This is a genomic window from Paraflavitalea speifideaquila, from assembly GCF_032395985.1.
Classification (GTDB): Bacteria; Bacteroidota; Bacteroidia; order Chitinophagales; family Chitinophagaceae; genus Paraflavitalea; species Paraflavitalea speifideaquila.
In genome coordinates this window covers 1,429,155-1,445,962 of record NZ_CP135920.1, presented here as the reverse complement: position 1 = coordinate 1,445,962, position 16,808 = coordinate 1,429,155, and the positions used below count along the sequence as shown (strand labels likewise).

Below are 16,808 nucleotides of genomic sequence, written 5' to 3'. Positions count from 1 at the left end.
GCGTTGGTTACTGTTCTTATTCCGGCATGACCGGGCAGCTTTTCCACCTACATAATTGGCAGAACAAAAACGGCTATCCTTTCTTTGATGGCTTATATCCTTTCCGCAGGTACAACAATGACGGATAGGCAAATCTTGCTTATGTGCAATTTTTGCACTTTTATATTATCGTTTGGAGTAATGCAAAAAGTTGTATCCGCATTGCCGGTAATACCCTGTGTACCGGGTAACCTTTTCACCTGACATTCAAGCGGTGAAATAGTGATTATTTTACCTGCTTCGCTTTTCCACCCAGGACGGTGAAAAGGTGTACTGTTTGCTGCTTCCATCCAGGTAGTAAACAAGCTTTCCCAGGTATTGGTAAGTAGCTGCTTCAACACCTGCCGGGTGTCAAATTTTGCGTACCTGTCAAAAGGGTAGCGAGCTTTTGGCGTTGCCGGTAGGCTTTTTCCTTGGGTATATGCTGCCAGTTTTAGGATTGGACAGGTATAGCCATTGTTTTTGCTCCCGGTCGGTCATGGTGTTAAGGTTGGCGCTGGTATCCGTCCAGATAATTGTATCCAGGGCAATAAACAACACTTGCTTTGCGGCGTAGGCTTTGGCTGGTTCGGTAAGGGCTGCCAAAGTGGTTAACTGGTAATCTTTCAGGAACCGCATTTTGTTTACCTTCACTTCCAACCGCAAAACCTGCCCGCAATCCACCCCGCTTTGTGCCGCTTTGTCGTATAGCTTCAGTTCATAGTCATTTAAGGCACAGATAAGCCCTTTATGCACATTGCGCTTATTGATCGCGGTAAATGGTTTCCCCTTATACGAAACGGCATTTTTAAGCACTCGCAAAGCTGGAAAAGGCAGGACTATGTTTACCCCTATTTCCAGGCCATGTAGTTCTGCTTGATCGGGCGGCATTTCAAACACATCGCAAAGGCTGTTTACGGCGGTTTGCACATCTTCCATAGAAAAGCGTCCGGCGTTGTCACTGCCTGCATTGTACCACTTATGCAAACTACCTTTTACGATAAAATTGTAACCGCCGTTTATTGATGGTTTGTAAGCCAGGTTTAACCCTCTTAGATGTGCCGTTTTGCAGTCGTCAACCCTTTTGCCGGTTTGCTCATACACCAACACTTCCCAACACGGCAAAGCCGCAAGGCTGCCGGTTTCGTCGGTTACCCGGAAAAGTGTATTGATGCCGTCAAACATTGGAAAGGGTTAACCAGGTTAAAGGGTTGTTTTTGCTTTTTGCAGGTATTCCAGGGCAATGCCTAATAACTGGCCGATAGTGTAATGATTCATTAGCAGATCGGGCGCAGGTTGAACGGCTACCAGCTTTAAAAGGTTTTCAGCAGCAGCGGCGCAATAATCCGGTACTGATGCCACGAAAGCAAAGCGCCGTATTTTGTAGGTATCGGGGTAGTCCTGCAATACTCAATGGTTTCTTTGATCGCTTCCAATTGGGTGCAATGATCAATTCCCAATTGCATGACCGGTGCATAAGCATCCAGGGCGGTCACAATGATCTGCTCCTTTTTTGCCAGTTGTTTTACAGTGTGCTTACTCATGCCCTTTCCTCCCTTTTCCCTGCCAGGGGTTTACAGGCGGCTAATACTTCCGCTTTTTTGTACCTGGTTTTGTTGGCAATCTTGTAGGCGGTAAGGATACCGGCATTTGTCCAGGCATGAACCGTTGGCAGGGATACACCAAATAATTCACCGATCTGCATACGGGTAAGAAATTCCGGGTCGGTAACCGGTTCCGTCTTGTTGATGGTAGAAAGTTTGCGGCTTACAATATCTTCCACCGCATTTAACAGGGCATTTGCGTTGATGCCTTCAATCTGTACTACGTTTGTTTGTCCTTTCATAAAAAAATCAATTTTATGAGGACAAAGCAACGATGCCGGGAAAAGAAAAGCCCGTAAGTTACGGCGTAACCTACGGGCAAAACATAAGCCGGTAAAGGCTTTTAGCTACATATAATTTTATCTGCTATTTATCCGGCAATAACTTTTGTTGAAAAAATTCATTGATTGCTTTATTCATTTTGAAAGTAAACAGGTCACGGGGTTTCCTGTCCTGCAATTCGTTTTTGTTGATCTCATGCCTGGATAGATCAACTGGCTTTCCCTTGTATTCAATAATGCTTTCAAAGGCTTTGATGATTTCCGTTTCAGGGATACCGGCAAAAGCTGTCAAGGAAAGGGACTTTATCAGTTCGGACAAGTCCTTTTTATCTGCTTTCCAGGCTAACCGTTTTAAGGCATTCCCTGGGTAGTGGCAGCGGTTTCCTCTTTGTGTACCATTTCTGCAATAGTTTCTATTATTTTGGAAAACTCATTTTCTGTGTAGTATGTTGGCCGTCTATACACATTTTTGCTTGTCCTTCTTTGGCATGAAAAAGATAATACCTCCTTTCATTTTCCCCCTGTATTTTGCAATACTCATTTACTATTTTGCCAATAAACAACAAGTCTTCAGTTAACCGTAGTTCGTTTTCGCAATGACTTATTAATTGCTGGTCAGGCTCTACCTTTATGTCCTTTTGTTCTACAGGATGCCATTTACCGTTTATGGTAAAACCCTTAACCAGCGGCTTTGTGTATATATCCGTTGTAGCATACTCTTTTTGTTCAGCTATCAATTTTAATAAATAGCTCTTTCGGTCGTTCAAATCCTTTATATCCCTGGCTTTAAATATTTGGGGCTCAACGGATACTCCCGAAACATCCCCTTCGCCCTCTTTTGACAAAGAGCTTTCCGCTGAAATCTTAGTAACCGTACTTTTAGGCTTTATGCTGTCCGCTACTTTTTCAATATCAATCATAGTAAATACCGTTTAAAGGGCGCTTAAATTATTGGTTCCAGTGTGTAGGTGTTTTTGAAGTATTTCCGCATATTCCAGCGCAGATAGTTTTATATACTTCAGGAATACGCTTTCTTTCTTATGGCCTGTGATCTTCATGATTAACTGTATGGGAATACCCTGTTTTGTCATATTGGTAGCAAATGACCGCCGGGCGGTATGGCTGGTTACCAATTGCCATTTTTCCAAAACACTGGCAACTTTCTCGCCTCCTTTGGTTTGCTGCTTTTCTATCGTTTCGGTGATCTCTGCCAGCTTGCAGATTTCTTTTATGTACTGGTTAATCTTTTGATCGGAAATTTTGGGCGGGGTTTGGCCGCCGTATTTGGCTATGATGGTTTTAACCGTGTTGTGTATGGGTATTACAACCCTTTCCCCTGTTTTACGCTGGTACAAGTCTATATACTTGCCTTTAATGTGGTGCGGTTTGATATTGTTGTAATCACTTACCCGTAAGCCAGTGTAGCAACCGATCATGAATAAATCCCGTACACGGTCTAATGTATGATAATGAACTTTTACCGTCTTTTCTTCGCCGTTCTGTCCTTGTTGTATGGTAATGTATTGGGTTCGGTCAGAAAGATCAATTCCGGCAATGGTCTGTAGTTCATTTTCGGTTAAATAAACATCCTGTGGGATTTCCCTGGCCACTGTAAAACGTTTGGGGTTGATGGTATCCAGGTCAATACTGATTTTTCGGCAGAAGCAGCCCTTAGAAACTGCCGGAAATTATCAATGTGCTTTGCTATGTTATTAAGGGAAAAACTTTTGACCGTAGTTAAATAATCCCGGAAATCTGTTAGGGTAGATACATCTATATTATCAAAATCCAGCTTTTGCCGGTTTTCTTTTTCAAACTCTTTTAAGCAGGTAAAGGTCGTTTTGTATTCCTGTATTGTTCTATGGCTCAACAGGCGGCCTGTTTTGGGGTTTATTCGGGTAGGGCTGGTATCAATGTAGCGTTGCAACCATTGTGAAAAGCTGGGCTTGCCCATATCCGTTTTACCAGTCCATTTATCCAGTTCAGTTTTTAGTAACTGCTTTGTTACCGGCTTACGGTTAGTTATGGTTTGCTCATAGATGCTTTTGGCAGCGGTTTTTAATGTTCTTAGGTAGTTGTTGATAATATCCCGGTTGGGTTCGTCAATAACGTTGCGTACTTCGCCCGCTTTTATATTCCAGTATTTGGGCAACACACTGTATGGAGTAGGATAAACAAACTTTTCAGTATTAAACCGACAGATCAAATATACCTTTTCGGCCTTCTTGCTTTTCTGCTTTCTAAGGTTGTACCGGGTGTTGAACTTCATGGCACTAAATTTAGCCAAAGTTATCCCGACGTAATTAATGTTGTCGTTTTTGTTGTCATTTTATCTTTTCTTCTCTTAATTTGGCTTAATCTAGTTTAATTATAAAAACATGTATTTAATTCATAAACAATTAAATATGAGTGCTATTAGAGCCTGTTTTGGGGGTCTTAAAAAAATGTCAAAAAAGTAGGTTCACGTGCTGTCTTCCCGACTTGACTTGACAGGAGGCCATAATAAGCCTCCTGTCTGTCTTTAATACCTCCTGAAACGCTGTCCAGTTGCGGCGTAGTATTTTTTCTCTATATTATCCAGATACTGCTGGATTTCTATAAGGTTATTTTCCAGCTAAGGTCTATCGGTCATGCCAGGGAATCCGTTGGCTGGCCATATGCTTTTACGCATACAGCCAGGATGGACATCATTACCAGAACTCTCGTGTGACTGAAAATCAATAATTGGGTCAATGCTCCCGCTTTATGAGCACAGTTGTATAGCTATCGGGCTTTATAGCGGGAAATATAGAATCGGTTACTTTAAAGCTGACGACCCTCGTTTCAGGCGGCAGGGTGCCATTGTTATAATCCTGGGGCGGCACCCCGGCGCAAACGAGTGTGGTGTGGGTGCCGTGGGCATTGCTGCTGACAATGGATAGGGTGGCTACCTTCGAATTATTATCTACTACGCCGGTAATGCTGGTTACATTCAGCGCCCCTACTCCATCCTGCAGCCAGGTAAAGGTGCAGGAGCCATTCACAGATATAACCGGATTGGCCGAGGGTGCTTCATTCACAATATTGTCGGACGATACGGTGGTGCCTTCAATACCCACACTGCAAGTGGCCGCATCCGAGTAATCGTAGTTGAAGAGACCTACGCCCAGGGTGCGTTGTATTTTCATGGCAATGCTGAACAATGACTTATCGGTGATCCGTATATTTTTGTTGATGATCATTTTATCGAAGGTCTTATCATCGTAGTGGAAGTGCCGGCCGCCCGTAGGAGTTATTTCTACAGAAACGGTAACAATTTCGGGGAAGGTGACTTATTGGGGGCACGATAGTGGACATCCTTTTCTGCCGGCTTATCGAGGGTCCCTATTGTGGCATTACCCCATAGGCCGCATTCACATACCATTTGACGTTTACCCGGGCATCGGGCAGAGGCAAAGGCACCAGGTCATCGATACCGACATACGGAATTTCCTCGAGCAGATCGCCCACTGTGATCACCTGCATTTCAATTTCTTCTTTGGGTTTGACCGTAATGGTATTGGTGAAGGAATTGCCGGCAGGTTTAATTCTGATCATTTCCACGAGGCTCCAATCGCTGAAATGGTTTGTTTCCACCATAATGGTCTTATGGACAGTATCCAGGGTAAATTGGCGTAAGCGTTTCCAGATACCCGCTTCATCCTGGTAAGCAATACCCAATAGTTCGGGAATACCGTTCATCCCTTGCTCCTGATAATGAAAGCGGAGGTAGACCGGTTTTTGAAAGTGTATGCCTTCCGGCAATAAACGGTAAGCCTGCATACCATTGGGGCAATAATTGCTGATGGGCTGAATGGTTACCGTGGTACTGACGCTCAATGCACCGGGCGGGAAAACAACTTCGAGGCTGCCGCCGGGAGCAGTAAGCATTCCACCACTACCATCTATTGTGGCGCTTACCGGCACACCGGCAGCCACACCTACCGGAGTAGGTATGCCTTTATGGTCTTCAGCAGGAGTAATGTCATTACCTTTATGACAGGCGCACAACAGCCATGCAACACCTGCCATCATAAGGAGGCTGTAATTTATTGTTCGCAACTTCATAGCTATATAGTTTTAAATACATTAAAGACGCACCAGGGGGCAATCAAATGCACCGTTCTCTACCGTCACTTTTGCCGGTAGCATCAAAAGCGATGAAAGAGAAATTACCCTTGATCTGGTAGCTGATGAAACAGTAAGGGTGCCGCTGCTACCGGTAACGGTAGAGCTGAAAGAACCGGAAGTGGTATGGCCAAAATTGGCCCACACGCCGGTGCCAAAAGTAAAAGTGCCGGCATTGGAGAAAGATTGAACAGCGAGGGTGAGCGCGGCACTGTTATCGGCCTTGATGGTAATGCTTAAAGCATTGGCTGAGGTGAGGGTAGCGCCCGCTTCGCCGGAAGTGAAATTCACTGCTGCATTGTTTTGAATGGTGTACTTGCCGGAAGTAGATTGGGAGCCTCCGGTATCATTGCCGGAATCGCCTCCCTTTTGCAGGCAAAAGCTACGGGAAGGATCAGGCCACTGAGCATGATCCTTGTTAAGGACTGTGTAAGTTTCATGATAATTCATTTTATGATAATGATGGTGTTGATGCATGGGTATGAATCATTGAAATACTATTTTCCGGATGGAATTGTTACCGGCATCGGCTACATACAGGTTTCCCTGTGCATCCATCGCTATTCCTTGTGGAGAAATGAATTGTGCCGTAGCACGGGACCGCTGGCCGGACTGATATCATCGGTCTGTGCCGGGCCTGAAGCTGCGCTTTTTCCGCAAGAGGATAAAGTAAAGTCGCCTTCCATCAGTATCAGGGTATAAATTCTCATATTGATCGGTTTGTTTTCATAACGTGATCAGAACCTGTAGCCCAGAAAAACTGCATTACAGCATTCTTTCCTTTCAGGTCCATATTGAAAGGAAATGGCATTGGGGTGGTAGATGAGGGGGTAAGCAGTTTGCTTGTACACATTCCCCAAACTGAGATTGTACCGGCTCCCGATGAGCAGGCCCTTGAAAGGATAGATCTCAAGCCCACCTGCAAAACCATACTCAATGCGGTTATAAAAACTCATCACATCGTTGCTGCCCTGTGCGTCTTTCTTTGTGCTCCTGGCATTCAGCAGAAAGCCTATCTGTGCGCCTGCCTGCAACTGAACAACCCTGGCAATGGTAAAAGTGGTAAGCTGAGGAAGGAAAATGTATTGCTGTTTCACGTTCTCTGTTTTTCCATCGGTCGTAAAAGAAAACCCCTGCTGTGAGAATACCAGCTCTGTTCTGTATCCGAATCCCCGGAAAGATGGCGCATAAAACCCTGCAACCATAAAACCGCTTTGATTGCCCGGTTTGAATGAAGTGGTGGTACCGGTCACTGTAGAAAAGTTGAGTCCGGCCTTCAATCCAATACCCAATCCCTTCTTTGGAGATCCCTTTCCGCCTGTCGCTATGGGGTTCGATTGAGCCCATACACCTGCGTAAAAGCAGTTGTAATGAAGAAGAGCAGGAAGGTTATTTTTTTCATGTTGATCATTATTTAAAGATTACCTGAATTTTTTTCATTAGTGGGCGGCTGCCCTGATCCGCTTTTGCTGCAACAACTGTCGTAATGAAAAAATATGCATGGAATAAGCAATAGGGATCAATATACCTGGCAACAGGATGAACGGGAAAGTGATAAACAGGTTATTGGTCGGCCCGTTGGTAAAATATTGAAAGGGGCCTGGCAAGGACAATACAGCCATGACCAGGAGATTGATGAGCAGTAATAGTCCCAGGATATTCCAGGCCACGGCGACGGCAGCAGGCCAGCTCTTACTATCAAAACAACAATATCCAATCAGCGGTGCGGTGATACCCGCCATGATGTCGAAATCGCTTCCCTCAAAGGTCATTTGCCGAGGCAGATGGTCTTCAATAAGCGCCATCCACAGGATGATGGCTACCCAGATGCGGAACGACTGCATATAGATAAGCCAGGTGGGTGGTATGATATAAAGCATCCTGCTGAAGGACTTTGAAAAAGCGATGATCAACACTGCCGGTAAAGGCAGGAGGAATACCAGCACAGGTAGAGGCACTTGTTCGGACAGGGCGGCAAAAGATCCATTCCAGGACAATATGGACAGCAGCAGCAGCCAGCCGGTTACGATGATCAGCACATTGCGAAATATGGCCTTCCGCCTTCTCTCCTCATAGCTTGTACGCCTGAGCGCCTCATACAATCCCCAAAAAACAGTGATGAGACAAGACATCGTCAATACCAGTACCAGAAAACAAATGATCATCATGTAACATTTATTATATCACTCAGAAAATCAAGTAAGACATGAAATGACAAGACAAAACTACAGGCGCATACGAAGCAAGCCAAATGCATGAAGATGTATAAAAAGCGATACGTTTACTGAAAATACCGCAACCATGTACCACACTGTCACCTGCCCTGCCATAAAAAGAGGGCGTCTTCTATGTAGAATACCAAGCCCTTGTTGGTTATACGGGGCAGAATTACACCTTTTATCCCTTGATAAGATAGTACTTCACCGGGTGTTTGCCAATAATACCATATTCCTGAGATTAGTTGATCATATGGTACTTCTTCAAATGAATCAATAGCGTATCAGCGGGCAATCAAATGCGCCGTTCTCTATCGTTACCTTGCCGCCGCTACCATTGAATACCACGAATGAAAAAGTGCCTTTTATCCTGTTATTGGTAACGGAGGTAACAACCAGGCTGCCATTACTTCCCACACTGGTGGATGTATAATTTCCAGCTGCACTATGTGCAAAACTAACCAACGCGCCTGCACCTATGTTAAAAGTGCCTGAAGTTGTGAAAGGCTGTACACCAATAGTCATAACGGCGCTATTATCTGCCTTAATGGTTAGATTCAGTATCTTATCATTATTGCCAAGCGAAGCGCCGGCTTCGCCCGATGTAAAGTTGACGGCAGAGCTATTTAGTATAGTATATTTGCCGGAAGCGCTTTTAGTACCATCTATATTGGAATCGCCCCCGCCGCTGCTTTTTTACAGGCCAGTGTTGCAGAAAGAACAAATCCGCCAAGGATGATCGCAGTTAAGGAATGCAAAAGTTTCATAATAAATTATTTAAAGTTGATAAAATATGGTGTTGGCAACGCATTATTAATACCTGTCATTGTCTATTTTTCCATGATCATGGCACATCCAATGCGCGGACCGGAATTGCCGGATGGCTGGGTCGTATAATCATCCACGCCACCATGTACAATGATGCCGCGGTGCAGAATGTTGGTAACAGAATCCCCGCCAATACTCCAGAGGTTGGATTCTATCATCAACCTTCCCCGGCCATTGGCATCCAGTGGGATATTACCGATATCACCGGCATGGAAAGCACTGCTGCCCCATTGGCCGTGTGGTTTACCAGTAGGATTCCAATGACCATGTGCACCATTGCCACCATCGCCACAGTCGCCATGTTCATGAATATGTACCGCCACGCTTTGGTCGGCCCTGGCCGGCACAGTGACGGTGAGGTCAAGCATTATCTTTCCATTGGCCAGCTCACTAAAATTGAGTACGCCGGACACTGCCGATCCACTTTGGATGGGAGTGATTACTGCAGTAGCTGTTTTCAGCTTATGGCCGTCTTTTTTACAACGAGTATGTAGTATGACAGACCCCATGACAATACTTGTCAAAATCACCATCCTTGCGGGAAATACGTTTTTCATGTTGATCAAAAATTATAATACAAAACTACAGGCTCATACGAAGCAAGGCAAGCGCATGAAGATGTAAAAACAATACGATTACAGAAAACACCGTAAACATGTGCCACACAGCAACCTGCCCTGCCATAAAAAGACCTCCCACCGGGGAGATCTTTTGGTTACACGGGGCAGAATTACACCCTTTATCCCTTGATAAACTCTTGCGTATAGCAGCGCGCCAGCGTGCTTTATTGTTTTATGAATTTCCCTTTCAGCAGCAATTCACCATCTGAGAGATGAATGATATACATGCCCGGCTTCAGTGCCAGTACATCTATTCTGACGGGCAATTGGTTGTTGACCACCTGGTGCTGTACCAGCTTCCCCAGTGCATCATATATACTAACGGCTACCGATTCTTTTTGCCGGGATATACAATATTGATAAAACCGCCAGCAGGATTGGGTGACAATGAAAAGACCAGTTCTCCAACATTGTTCCTGATGCTTATGATGGGTGATAAAGTAAATCGTCCATCGAGGTCTACCTGCTTCAGCCGGTAATAAGCCATTCTATTCAGCGGCTGCCCGTCAGTAAATGCATATTCATTCCTGCCGGCAAGATTGCGGGCTTCTACCTGGGCTATTTTGGCAAACCTGACCCCATCAGCACTTTTTTCAATATCAAAATGCGCCGTATTGACCTCATTATCCGTTACCCATTTTAGATCAACCCCGTTGTTGGTTCTCCTGCCTGTGAAAGAAAGCAGGTGCAGTGGTAAAGTATTTCCTTTCAGGAAGGAAGCGATTGCCGTGATGCTCCAATCGTCTTTGGAACGAAGGAATAAAGTATGGTTGCCATCCGGTAAGGCAGCTATATTGGCAGAGAATACGAGATCAGCAATGTTAATGCCGGGCGTAAGGGCAACAGGCGTTCCATTTCCAAAACCGGGATCGCTATCGAAGAAGTATTCAGCCAGCACGATATTGCCCGGCGCTGCTGGTAAGGCAGGGTAAACAGGATCCTCATCCACCACAAATTCCTGTATTGCAGTACCTCCCCATCTACCAGCCGCATTGAAGGTGCGCAGGTAGAGCCGGTGATTGCCCACGCTCAGGGCAGCACTGTTTATCCCGGCCACTACGTTGGGCAGGTCAATAGCCGGAGCAACAGGAATAGCGATGCCATTGCCAAAACCGGGATCGGCATCAACAAAGTATTCCGCCTTAATGATATTACCCGGTGTGACCGGTGCAGGATATGGGGATCGTAGTTGACGGTAAACTCACTAATATTGCTGATGCTCCATATTCCTGCTGAATTTGAAGTGCGGATAATCAACTTATGTATGCCAGTGCCTAAGGCAGGAGTATTGACTGTGGTTATCACATCCTGAATATTGGCTGCTGCTGTAACAGGCACGGCCGTACCCTGCCCAAAGCCAGGATCGGTATCGGCAAAGTATTCCGCATAGGTAATGTTGCCAGGTGTTGGGGTTGCAGGGTAAGGAGGATCGAAGTTCACGACAAATTCTTTTACCTGGCAAATGCTCCAGCTACCTGCTGCATTCAAGGTCCGAAAGTATATACGATGCATACCGTTGCCCAATAGGGCGGTATTGACAACAGCCGGCATATTGGCAAGATCCACAGCGGCCGTTACCGGCACTTCTGCCCCATTGCCAAAACCGGGATCGGTATCAATAAAATATTCCGCTTTCACTATATTGACCGGTACACCTGGCGCCGACGGATAAGCAGGGTCCTGCGCCTTGACGAACATTGACGCAGCAAGGAAGACGGAAAGCAACAAAAATAGCTTCATGCAACTCCTGTTTATGGTGGCCGTTAATTATTATTTCTTGTGCTGAAGGTCACATTCATGGAAGAACTGCCGGAAGGAATGCTGGCAGGTACAGTGAGCAGGTAAATAGAGGGAATGGCAGGTATGCCAGATAGCTTATAAGGATCATTGCCTCCAAATGCACCGCAATCGGGCGTCAATCCACCAATGGTTACACCGGCAGCGAAAGCTGGAGAACCCGCTTTAAGCTGGTACTTTCCATCATCGCTGCCGGTAAGTGTAAACACATTGATTCAGCCATTCCCAATTGATTGCCTATAGCGCCACCCGGCAGCGTTTGGGAAGCAAAGGTGAAGAGGTTGTTCTTTACATTACAATTGGTAAGGGTAGCACCGGAGGGTGATACCACAATATTGTTGGCAAAATAGGCATTGGAAGTGTTGACAATGACTTTGAACACATTGTTGCGGACAATGCACCCGGTAGTACTAAAATTTGAAAGGTTTATGGGGTTTCCGGGGAAGATAAAAAGACAGTTCTCAATGACACAGTTGGACAAACTGCCTCCTGTTATGGAGAAACCGGAGGTGCAATAACATTTACGCAGCGCCAATCCATCATGGTTGCCCGCAGCAAAATACATAGCCTGTATTATACAGCTTTCAAATACAAGATCCCAGGCAACTGCACTGGCGCCAATACCATTGCTGCCGGTGAACTGGATGCCCATAAACTTTGATCCATTGGCGCCATTGTTAATGGTCAAACCATTTAACTGGCTGGCATTAGTATTGGCTTGCAATCCTGCGTTACCACCTGCCAGGGGATTGAGCAAGTAGCCCGCACCAATGATGATCAGGCGTTTGGTCAAGGTGGCACTACCATAGTTGGTAGCGCTGGGCTCTATGTGGAGGGTATCGCCATTGACGACAGATGCTGCACTTACAGCAGCCGCAAGGGTGGCAAAATCAGCGGTGACACCGGCATTGTTGTTGACCCGCCATATCTTGGCTTCGGCACACAAAGCACTGATCATAAAAACAGCAAGCGGCAATAGCTTTTTCTTAGTTGGCATGTTAAATCGATTGAAGGATCAATAATTTTTTAGCAGTTGGAGGTCATGCTTTTGATGGTGTAAAACTATACCGGATATTGTATGCCGGCAAGCGCATAAGCATGTATGAGTATTCAAAAGGAGTTGGTATTTGCAGGAAATATGTGACACACGGGGGCAGTGAGCTGTGCGTGCGTTTGCTTCAAAGGCACAAAAGCCAGGCTGCATACTTCCTGCAGGGGGCAGGTTGCACCAGGAAGCGCCTATTGTTTCTCATAACAAATAGCCGTTGAAGCACCGGTATTCCAACATAGGGTGAGCGCCTGGCTATCGGGGTTGGGCCTTAGGGCCCAGGGAAGCTTTCTTTGCGTGGTTTTATCTTTGTTTGCCGGTTGGCGGAAGGGTGGCAGCCATCCTGTATAATGCTGGAGCCAGATTGAATATCGAACACCAGCAGGGCGCCATCGGTGGTAAGCTTCCCTCTTTCTGTTATACCATCCAACTGGCAGCAATTGCCACTGCAATGGTTGTTGACACGGGTATGTATGAACTGCCCGCTGGCGAGGATGGTGATGGAACCACTGTTGGTAAAAGAAGCGCCCACCGGCTGCTGACCTGGTCTTTTTCGGCCAGCACACCATCGGATCTTTCCACGTACCTACAAGGTCGGCAAAGCTCCGAGCACGGGTTGCCGCTATCCTGTCGGGATGAGCCTTGTCATACATTTCTATCAGCAATATACTTACCGCATCTTTGTTTTCCCTGCGCATCGATTCAACAATTACCAGCTGGCTGCTGCTGCGGAGGGATTCGAGCTCATCCTGTTTGCCAAAGTAACCCAGGTTGTCCATAACACGATGAATGGCGGCAGCATCCTTTTTTATCCAATATTCGTTCAGTCCCTTATGCAGGCGATCGAACTGTTCCTTGCCCAACTTTATTTCCAGCATCACTTCGAAGATAGCAGCGTACTGTTTGACCATTTCAGGAGTAAGTGCTGGAGGAAATTTATCGGTATTGGCTGCCTGGCCCCAGGCGTTGGTGCCTGTTATGATGAATGCCAGGAGGTAAATAATATACCGTAGAAAAACAGATGTGTGCATGGCGGTTGTTTTATATCATAAAGTTCACCGATATGACACGACGGTACAATGGCATGAATATGTGTGAATACGGAAATTGGGCGATCTTATCCGGGATTTATGTGGCACACGGGGGCAGCCGGCAATCCGCAGTCGGCAGCCGGCAGTCCTTTGCTTCGAAGTAGCTTACAGCAGCTTATCTTTAAAAGCCTTGGCTACGGCTTCGGATTTAGAATTGACATGGAGCTTTTCGTAGATCTTTTTTTAATGTAGGAGCGAACGGTATCGATCGCAATATACATTTCGGCAGCGATCATTTTATAGGAATACCCATTGACCAGCAGTTGGAGCACATCGCGTTCCTTCTCGGACAGCTTGTACTCTTTGGATGGAGGATGCATTTTGGAAAACATCTGCAATATCTGCGTGGCGATGGAAGATGTCATAGGCGCTCCACCGGCATGTACATCCTGGATGTATTCCAGCAGCTTGGCCGGCGATGTTTCTTTCAGTAAATAGCCATTGGCCCCCGACCGGATAGCGGCAAAAATGTTCTTATCGTCATCAAACACGGTAAGCATGAGTATCTTTACTTCATCGTTTTGTTCACGGATCAGCTGCAAGGCCCGGATGCCATTCGTACCCGGCATGTCGATGTCCAGCAATATTACATCGGGCCTGAGGGCCGCCACTTCGCTTACCACATCATTGCAATTCTTAAAAGCGCCTACCACTTCCAGGTTGGGCGATCCGCCCATGAGAATGGTAAGCCCCTCGCGCAGAGAATTATTGTCTTCATACAATATGATCCTGATCTTTTTCATATCCATACATTTTATGTCACAGGTACTTCTAAAAGCACTTTGGTACCTCTGTTCTTATCGGATGTAATGATCAGGCTGCCCTTGAGTGCAGCGGCCCGTTTTTTCATATTTCCCAATCCGTTGCCATTGTCCATCGTGGCGGCATCAAAACCAATCCCGTCATCCTGAATGGCCAATACAAGGGTAGCATTTTGCAGGCTGATGTCGATACAGGTATTGGAGCAACGGGCGTATTTCACCAGGTTGTTTATGGCTTCTTTGAAGATGAGGAAAAAGTCGCGCCGCGCCTCCATATCGAGCTTTACGTCCTTCACTTCTTCCTGTACCTGGAAGTTGTATTCAATGTTCTTAGGTTCCAGTACGCCTGCGGCAAACTCCCGCATCCTGGCTGTGATCTTTTGCATTGAATCGTTCATAGGATTGATACTCCATACAATATCGCTCATGCTGCGCATGAGCCGGGAACTGTTTTCGCTGATGGTCTCCAGGTACTCATTCTTTTTATTGTCGCGGCCATCAGGCTGCAGGATAGCCATCTCACTGAGTATTTTGATATTGCTGAGGGTAGATCCCATATCATCGTGCAGGTCCCTTGCAATCCGGCTGCGTACTTTTTCCATGGCCAGCAGCCGGTTGACCCTGAAGCGGTGAGCCATGTACAAAGCCATAATGGCACTGCCTCCTACGATGGTATAGAACCACCAGGTGCCCCAGAAAGGAGGTCTGATATAGATATCAAAGGATGTGATGTTCCTGGTGCCTATGCCCTCGCCATTCTCGCATTTTACTTTGAAGGTGTAATGCCCGCCCGGCAAATTGGTATAGGAAGTAAAATGCCAGTTGCCTGCATTGACCCAGTCCTTATCAATGCCCTCCAATTGAAAATAATAAGTGATATTCCCTTGTCGGTATAGCCAAGGGATGCGAAGGAAATGGTTATAAAATTCTGCATATAGCTCAGCCGGACGGGCCGGTGCTGTTCCAGCAGGGAATCGATGATCCAATGCTTATTGAACACCTTGAACCCTGTAATGCGTACATCGGGCGGCACTTGCGGCCCGGCCAGGCTATCGGGATGGAAGCAGATAAAATCACTGCTGGACCCGGCCAGAAGGTTGTTGTTATGCAACCGGTAAGCCACTGTGGCATTGAAAGCACTATTCACAATACCATCTTTCAGCCCATAGGTATTGATCTTCCTGCTTTGCCAGGTGACCTTGATAAGGCCTACCCCAGAGCCTGCCCACAAGTTGCCGTTCTTATCCTTCTGCACACTGACGATGCTGTTTTCAGGCAGCCCGTCCAGGGTGGTAATGGCCTGAAAGGTATTGTGCCGCTTATTGAAGATATTGATCCCAAAGGAGGTTGCCAATACCAGGGTAGAATCATCATATTCTAATATGTCTGCTACACTATTAGCCGTGATGGCCGCCGAGCCTGTATCCTGCGCCTTGTATACGGCCATGACAGCACCATTGCGCTTATTTATTTTAAGCAGGCCACTATTGTTCGTGGCCATCCAAAGCTGGCCCTGCCGGTCTGTCAGCAGCTTATAAATATTACCCCATACTTCCCTTGCCGGGTACAGGCTATCGGTAAAGCGCAGGAACTGGTTTGTGTGCAGATCCCATTTTACGATCACACCATGCTGTGTACCAAACCAAATATTACCTTCCCTGTCCTCTGTCATAGTACGGATGGTACGTTCATCAAAGGCATCCGGCCTCAAACAGACGAATTGTGTTTTACCTGCCCGCTTTATCAGCAGGCGACCCAGTTGGCAGCCCACGAGTATATCTCCCTTGCTAGTCTCGAGCAGACACCAGGGACGCCAGTAATTATCATCTTTGGTAGCGGGCAATGGCAAAGATCCGGTCCTTTTCAAAGTGCTATCGTAGGTAGTAATAAAATGCTCCCAGGAGGCCACCCATATATTCCCATTGCCGAGCTGCAGGAAGGCGGTAATATCACCATCAGCCGGCTGGCCGGTGGATGCCGGGATCAACCGCTGCACAGTGATCTTTTGCCTGTCAGGATTGCATACATACAAGCCGCCGGAAGTGCCCAGCCAGAAATTATGCTCACGGTCCTCCACTATGGAAGTAACGACTACTTCATTCCTTCCTTTTTGCGTGTCCTGTATAGGGGTATTATCCAAAATGAATCCTTTATCGGATCGTACAGATCAAATACATCTCCCCTCAGCCATAGGCGGCCTTTGCCATCCTCAAAGTACTGGTGGTTGAGGCGGGGCTGCGGGTTATAGCCAGTCAATACCCCAGTAAGAAGATCATACCGACTGAAGCCGGGTACGTGCTGCGCCATTGGCCAGGTATTGATCCAGAGGGTCCTCCTTTTGTCGATGTATAATCCATATACGGTACAGTTATAAAGGCTTTTTCATTGAGGACAGGGA

Annotated in this window: 26 protein-coding genes; all 26 read right to left on the bottom strand. The window is 46.4% G+C overall.

What is annotated here, in order from left to right:
- Positions 1–408: 408 nt before the first annotated feature.
- Positions 409–1,203 carry a hypothetical protein gene (locus tag RS881_RS10185; RefSeq protein WP_315820984.1) on the bottom strand — a complete coding sequence of 265 codons (795 nt, stop codon included), beginning with the start codon at positions 1,201–1,203 and terminating at the stop codon, positions 409–411.
- A 128-nt stretch (positions 1,204–1,331) separates the two neighbouring features.
- Complete coding sequence (locus RS881_RS10180) at positions 1,332–1,562, bottom strand: hypothetical protein (RefSeq protein WP_315820983.1); 231 nt, start codon at positions 1,560–1,562, stop codon at positions 1,332–1,334.
- The gene (locus RS881_RS10175; protein WP_315820982.1) at positions 1,559–1,864 is read right to left on the bottom strand and encodes a helix-turn-helix domain-containing protein; all 306 of its coding nucleotides are present in this window, start codon (positions 1,862–1,864) and stop codon (positions 1,559–1,561) included. Before RS881_RS10175 ends, RS881_RS10180 begins: the two co-directional genes overlap by 4 nt.
- Positions 1,865–1,988: 124 nt before the next feature.
- The gene (locus tag RS881_RS10170) at positions 1,989–2,195 is read right to left on the bottom strand and encodes a hypothetical protein (RefSeq protein ID WP_315820981.1); all 207 of its coding nucleotides are present in this window, start codon (positions 2,193–2,195) and stop codon (positions 1,989–1,991) included.
- Between the two features lie 124 nt (positions 2,196–2,319).
- On the bottom strand, positions 2,320–2,823 hold the full coding sequence (locus RS881_RS10165) for a hypothetical protein (protein WP_315820980.1): 504 nt from the start codon (positions 2,821–2,823) through the stop codon (positions 2,320–2,322).
- A gap of 12 nt (positions 2,824–2,835) precedes the next feature.
- Positions 2,836–3,513: a site-specific integrase gene (locus RS881_RS10160; protein WP_315820979.1), complete on the bottom strand. Its 678-nt coding sequence runs from the start codon at positions 3,511–3,513 to the stop codon at positions 2,836–2,838.
- Positions 3,480–4,172 carry a phage integrase SAM-like domain-containing protein gene (locus tag RS881_RS10155; protein ID WP_315820978.1) on the bottom strand — a complete coding sequence of 231 codons (693 nt, stop codon included), beginning with the start codon at positions 4,170–4,172 and terminating at the stop codon, positions 3,480–3,482. The genes RS881_RS10160 and RS881_RS10155 overlap by 34 nt, the downstream gene beginning before the upstream one ends.
- 460 nt (positions 4,173–4,632) lie before the next feature.
- Positions 4,633–5,124 carry a GPI anchored serine-threonine rich family protein gene (locus tag RS881_RS10150; RefSeq protein ID WP_315820977.1) on the bottom strand — a complete coding sequence of 164 codons (492 nt, stop codon included), beginning with the start codon at positions 5,122–5,124 and terminating at the stop codon, positions 4,633–4,635.
- A gap of 142 nt (positions 5,125–5,266) precedes the next feature.
- Positions 5,267–5,956 (bottom strand): hypothetical protein, encoded by a 690-nt coding sequence (locus RS881_RS10145; protein ID WP_315820976.1) that lies wholly within the window; start codon positions 5,954–5,956, stop codon positions 5,267–5,269.
- Between the two features lie 54 nt (positions 5,957–6,010).
- Positions 6,011–6,499 (bottom strand): hypothetical protein, encoded by a 489-nt coding sequence (locus tag RS881_RS10140; RefSeq protein WP_315820975.1) that lies wholly within the window; start codon positions 6,497–6,499, stop codon positions 6,011–6,013.
- Between the two features lie 36 nt (positions 6,500–6,535).
- On the bottom strand, positions 6,536–6,607 hold the full coding sequence (locus RS881_RS59250) for a hypothetical protein (RefSeq protein WP_350340203.1): 72 nt from the start codon (positions 6,605–6,607) through the stop codon (positions 6,536–6,538).
- Positions 6,608–6,609: 2 nt separating this feature from the next.
- Positions 6,610–6,759 (bottom strand): hypothetical protein, encoded by a 150-nt coding sequence (locus tag RS881_RS10135; RefSeq protein WP_315820974.1) that lies wholly within the window; start codon positions 6,757–6,759, stop codon positions 6,610–6,612.
- Between the two features lie 27 nt (positions 6,760–6,786).
- On the bottom strand, positions 6,787–7,341 hold the full coding sequence (locus RS881_RS10130; RefSeq protein WP_315820973.1) for an outer membrane beta-barrel protein: 555 nt from the start codon (positions 7,339–7,341) through the stop codon (positions 6,787–6,789).
- 147 nt (positions 7,342–7,488) lie between these two features.
- Positions 7,489–8,217, bottom strand: a complete 729-nt coding sequence (locus RS881_RS10125; RefSeq protein ID WP_315820972.1) for a DUF8737 domain-containing protein — start codon at positions 8,215–8,217, stop codon at positions 7,489–7,491.
- 321 nt (positions 8,218–8,538) lie between these two features.
- Positions 8,539–8,814 (bottom strand): DUF6252 domain-containing protein, encoded by a 276-nt coding sequence (locus tag RS881_RS10120; RefSeq protein ID WP_350340202.1) that lies wholly within the window; start codon positions 8,812–8,814, stop codon positions 8,539–8,541.
- Between the two features lie 281 nt (positions 8,815–9,095).
- On the bottom strand, positions 9,096–9,626 hold the full coding sequence (locus RS881_RS10115; RefSeq protein WP_315820970.1) for a superoxide dismutase family protein: 531 nt from the start codon (positions 9,624–9,626) through the stop codon (positions 9,096–9,098).
- 251 nt (positions 9,627–9,877) lie between these two features.
- Entirely contained in the window at positions 9,878–10,009 is a 132-nt protein-coding gene (locus tag RS881_RS59245) for a T9SS type A sorting domain-containing protein (protein ID WP_527250425.1), read from the bottom strand.
- A 29-nt stretch (positions 10,010–10,038) separates the two neighbouring features.
- Positions 10,039–10,770 (bottom strand): hypothetical protein, encoded by a 732-nt coding sequence (locus RS881_RS10110; RefSeq protein WP_315820969.1) that lies wholly within the window; start codon positions 10,768–10,770, stop codon positions 10,039–10,041.
- The gene (locus RS881_RS10105) at positions 10,770–11,453 is read right to left on the bottom strand and encodes a hypothetical protein (protein ID WP_315820968.1); all 684 of its coding nucleotides are present in this window, start codon (positions 11,451–11,453) and stop codon (positions 10,770–10,772) included. The genes RS881_RS10110 and RS881_RS10105 overlap by 1 nt, the downstream gene beginning before the upstream one ends.
- Positions 11,454–11,476: 23 nt before the next feature.
- Complete coding sequence (locus tag RS881_RS10100) at positions 11,477–11,632, bottom strand: hypothetical protein (RefSeq protein ID WP_315820967.1); 156 nt, start codon at positions 11,630–11,632, stop codon at positions 11,477–11,479.
- A gap of 11 nt (positions 11,633–11,643) precedes the next feature.
- Positions 11,644–12,507 (bottom strand): hypothetical protein, encoded by an 864-nt coding sequence (locus RS881_RS10095; protein ID WP_315820966.1) that lies wholly within the window; start codon positions 12,505–12,507, stop codon positions 11,644–11,646.
- A gap of 242 nt (positions 12,508–12,749) precedes the next feature.
- Positions 12,750–13,589 carry a hypothetical protein gene (locus RS881_RS10090; RefSeq protein ID WP_315820965.1) on the bottom strand — a complete coding sequence of 280 codons (840 nt, stop codon included), beginning with the start codon at positions 13,587–13,589 and terminating at the stop codon, positions 12,750–12,752.
- Between the two features lie 194 nt (positions 13,590–13,783).
- On the bottom strand, positions 13,784–14,392 hold the full coding sequence (locus RS881_RS10085; protein ID WP_315820964.1) for a response regulator: 609 nt from the start codon (positions 14,390–14,392) through the stop codon (positions 13,784–13,786).
- 11 nt (positions 14,393–14,403) lie between these two features.
- Positions 14,404–15,270, bottom strand: coding sequence for an ATP-binding protein (locus RS881_RS10080; RefSeq protein ID WP_315820963.1), 867 nt, complete (start codon positions 15,268–15,270; stop codon positions 14,404–14,406).
- Positions 15,177–16,550: a ligand-binding sensor domain-containing protein gene (locus RS881_RS10075; protein ID WP_315820962.1), complete on the bottom strand. Its 1,374-nt coding sequence runs from the start codon at positions 16,548–16,550 to the stop codon at positions 15,177–15,179. The genes RS881_RS10080 and RS881_RS10075 overlap by 94 nt, the downstream gene beginning before the upstream one ends.
- The gene (locus RS881_RS10070; protein WP_315820961.1) at positions 16,502–16,717 is read right to left on the bottom strand and encodes a hypothetical protein; all 216 of its coding nucleotides are present in this window, start codon (positions 16,715–16,717) and stop codon (positions 16,502–16,504) included. The genes RS881_RS10075 and RS881_RS10070 overlap by 49 nt, the downstream gene beginning before the upstream one ends.
- Between the last annotated feature and the right edge of the window lie 91 nt (positions 16,718–16,808).

Bases quoted from the DNA above. Each gene is read 5' to 3' on its own strand.
- RS881_RS10185 (WP_315820984.1), bottom strand. From the start codon at position 1,203: ATGTTTGACGGCATCAATACACTTTTCCGGGTAACCGACGAAACCGGC.
- RS881_RS10180 (WP_315820983.1), bottom strand. From the start codon at position 1,562: ATGAGTAAGCACACTGTAAAACAACTGGCAAAAAAGGAGCAGATCATT.
- RS881_RS10175 (WP_315820982.1), bottom strand. From the start codon at position 1,864: ATGAAAGGACAAACAAACGTAGTACAGATTGAAGGCATCAACGCAAAT.
- RS881_RS10165 (WP_315820980.1), bottom strand. From the start codon at position 2,823: ATGATTGATATTGAAAAAGTAGCGGACAGCATAAAGCCTAAAAGTACG.
- RS881_RS10155 (WP_315820978.1), bottom strand. From the start codon at position 4,172: ATGAAGTTCAACACCCGGTACAACCTTAGAAAGCAGAAAAGCAAGAAG.
- RS881_RS10150 (WP_315820977.1), bottom strand. From the start codon at position 5,124: ATGATCATCAACAAAAATATACGGATCACCGATAAGTCATTGTTCAGC.
- RS881_RS10145 (WP_315820976.1), bottom strand. From the start codon at position 5,956: ATGATGGCAGGTGTTGCATGGCTGTTGTGCGCCTGTCATAAAGGTAAT.
- RS881_RS10140 (WP_315820975.1), bottom strand. From the start codon at position 6,499: ATGAATTATCATGAAACTTACACAGTCCTTAACAAGGATCATGCTCAG.
- RS881_RS10135 (WP_315820974.1), bottom strand. From the start codon at position 6,759: ATGAGAATTTATACCCTGATACTGATGGAAGGCGACTTTACTTTATCC.
- RS881_RS10125 (WP_315820972.1), bottom strand. From the start codon at position 8,217: ATGATGATCATTTGTTTTCTGGTACTGGTATTGACGATGTCTTGTCTC.
- RS881_RS10115 (WP_315820970.1), bottom strand. From the start codon at position 9,626: ATGGTGATTTTGACAAGTATTGTCATGGGGTCTGTCATACTACATACT.
- RS881_RS10105 (WP_315820968.1), bottom strand. From the start codon at position 11,453: ATGAAGCTATTTTTGTTGCTTTCCGTCTTCCTTGCTGCGTCAATGTTC.
- RS881_RS10095 (WP_315820966.1), bottom strand. From the start codon at position 12,507: ATGCCAACTAAGAAAAAGCTATTGCCGCTTGCTGTTTTTATGATCAGT.
- RS881_RS10090 (WP_315820965.1), bottom strand. From the start codon at position 13,589: ATGCACACATCTGTTTTTCTACGGTATATTATTTACCTCCTGGCATTC.
- RS881_RS10085 (WP_315820964.1), bottom strand. From the start codon at position 14,392: ATGAAAAAGATCAGGATCATATTGTATGAAGACAATAATTCTCTGCGC.
- RS881_RS10070 (WP_315820961.1), bottom strand. From the start codon at position 16,717: ATGGCGCAGCACGTACCCGGCTTCAGTCGGTATGATCTTCTTACTGGG.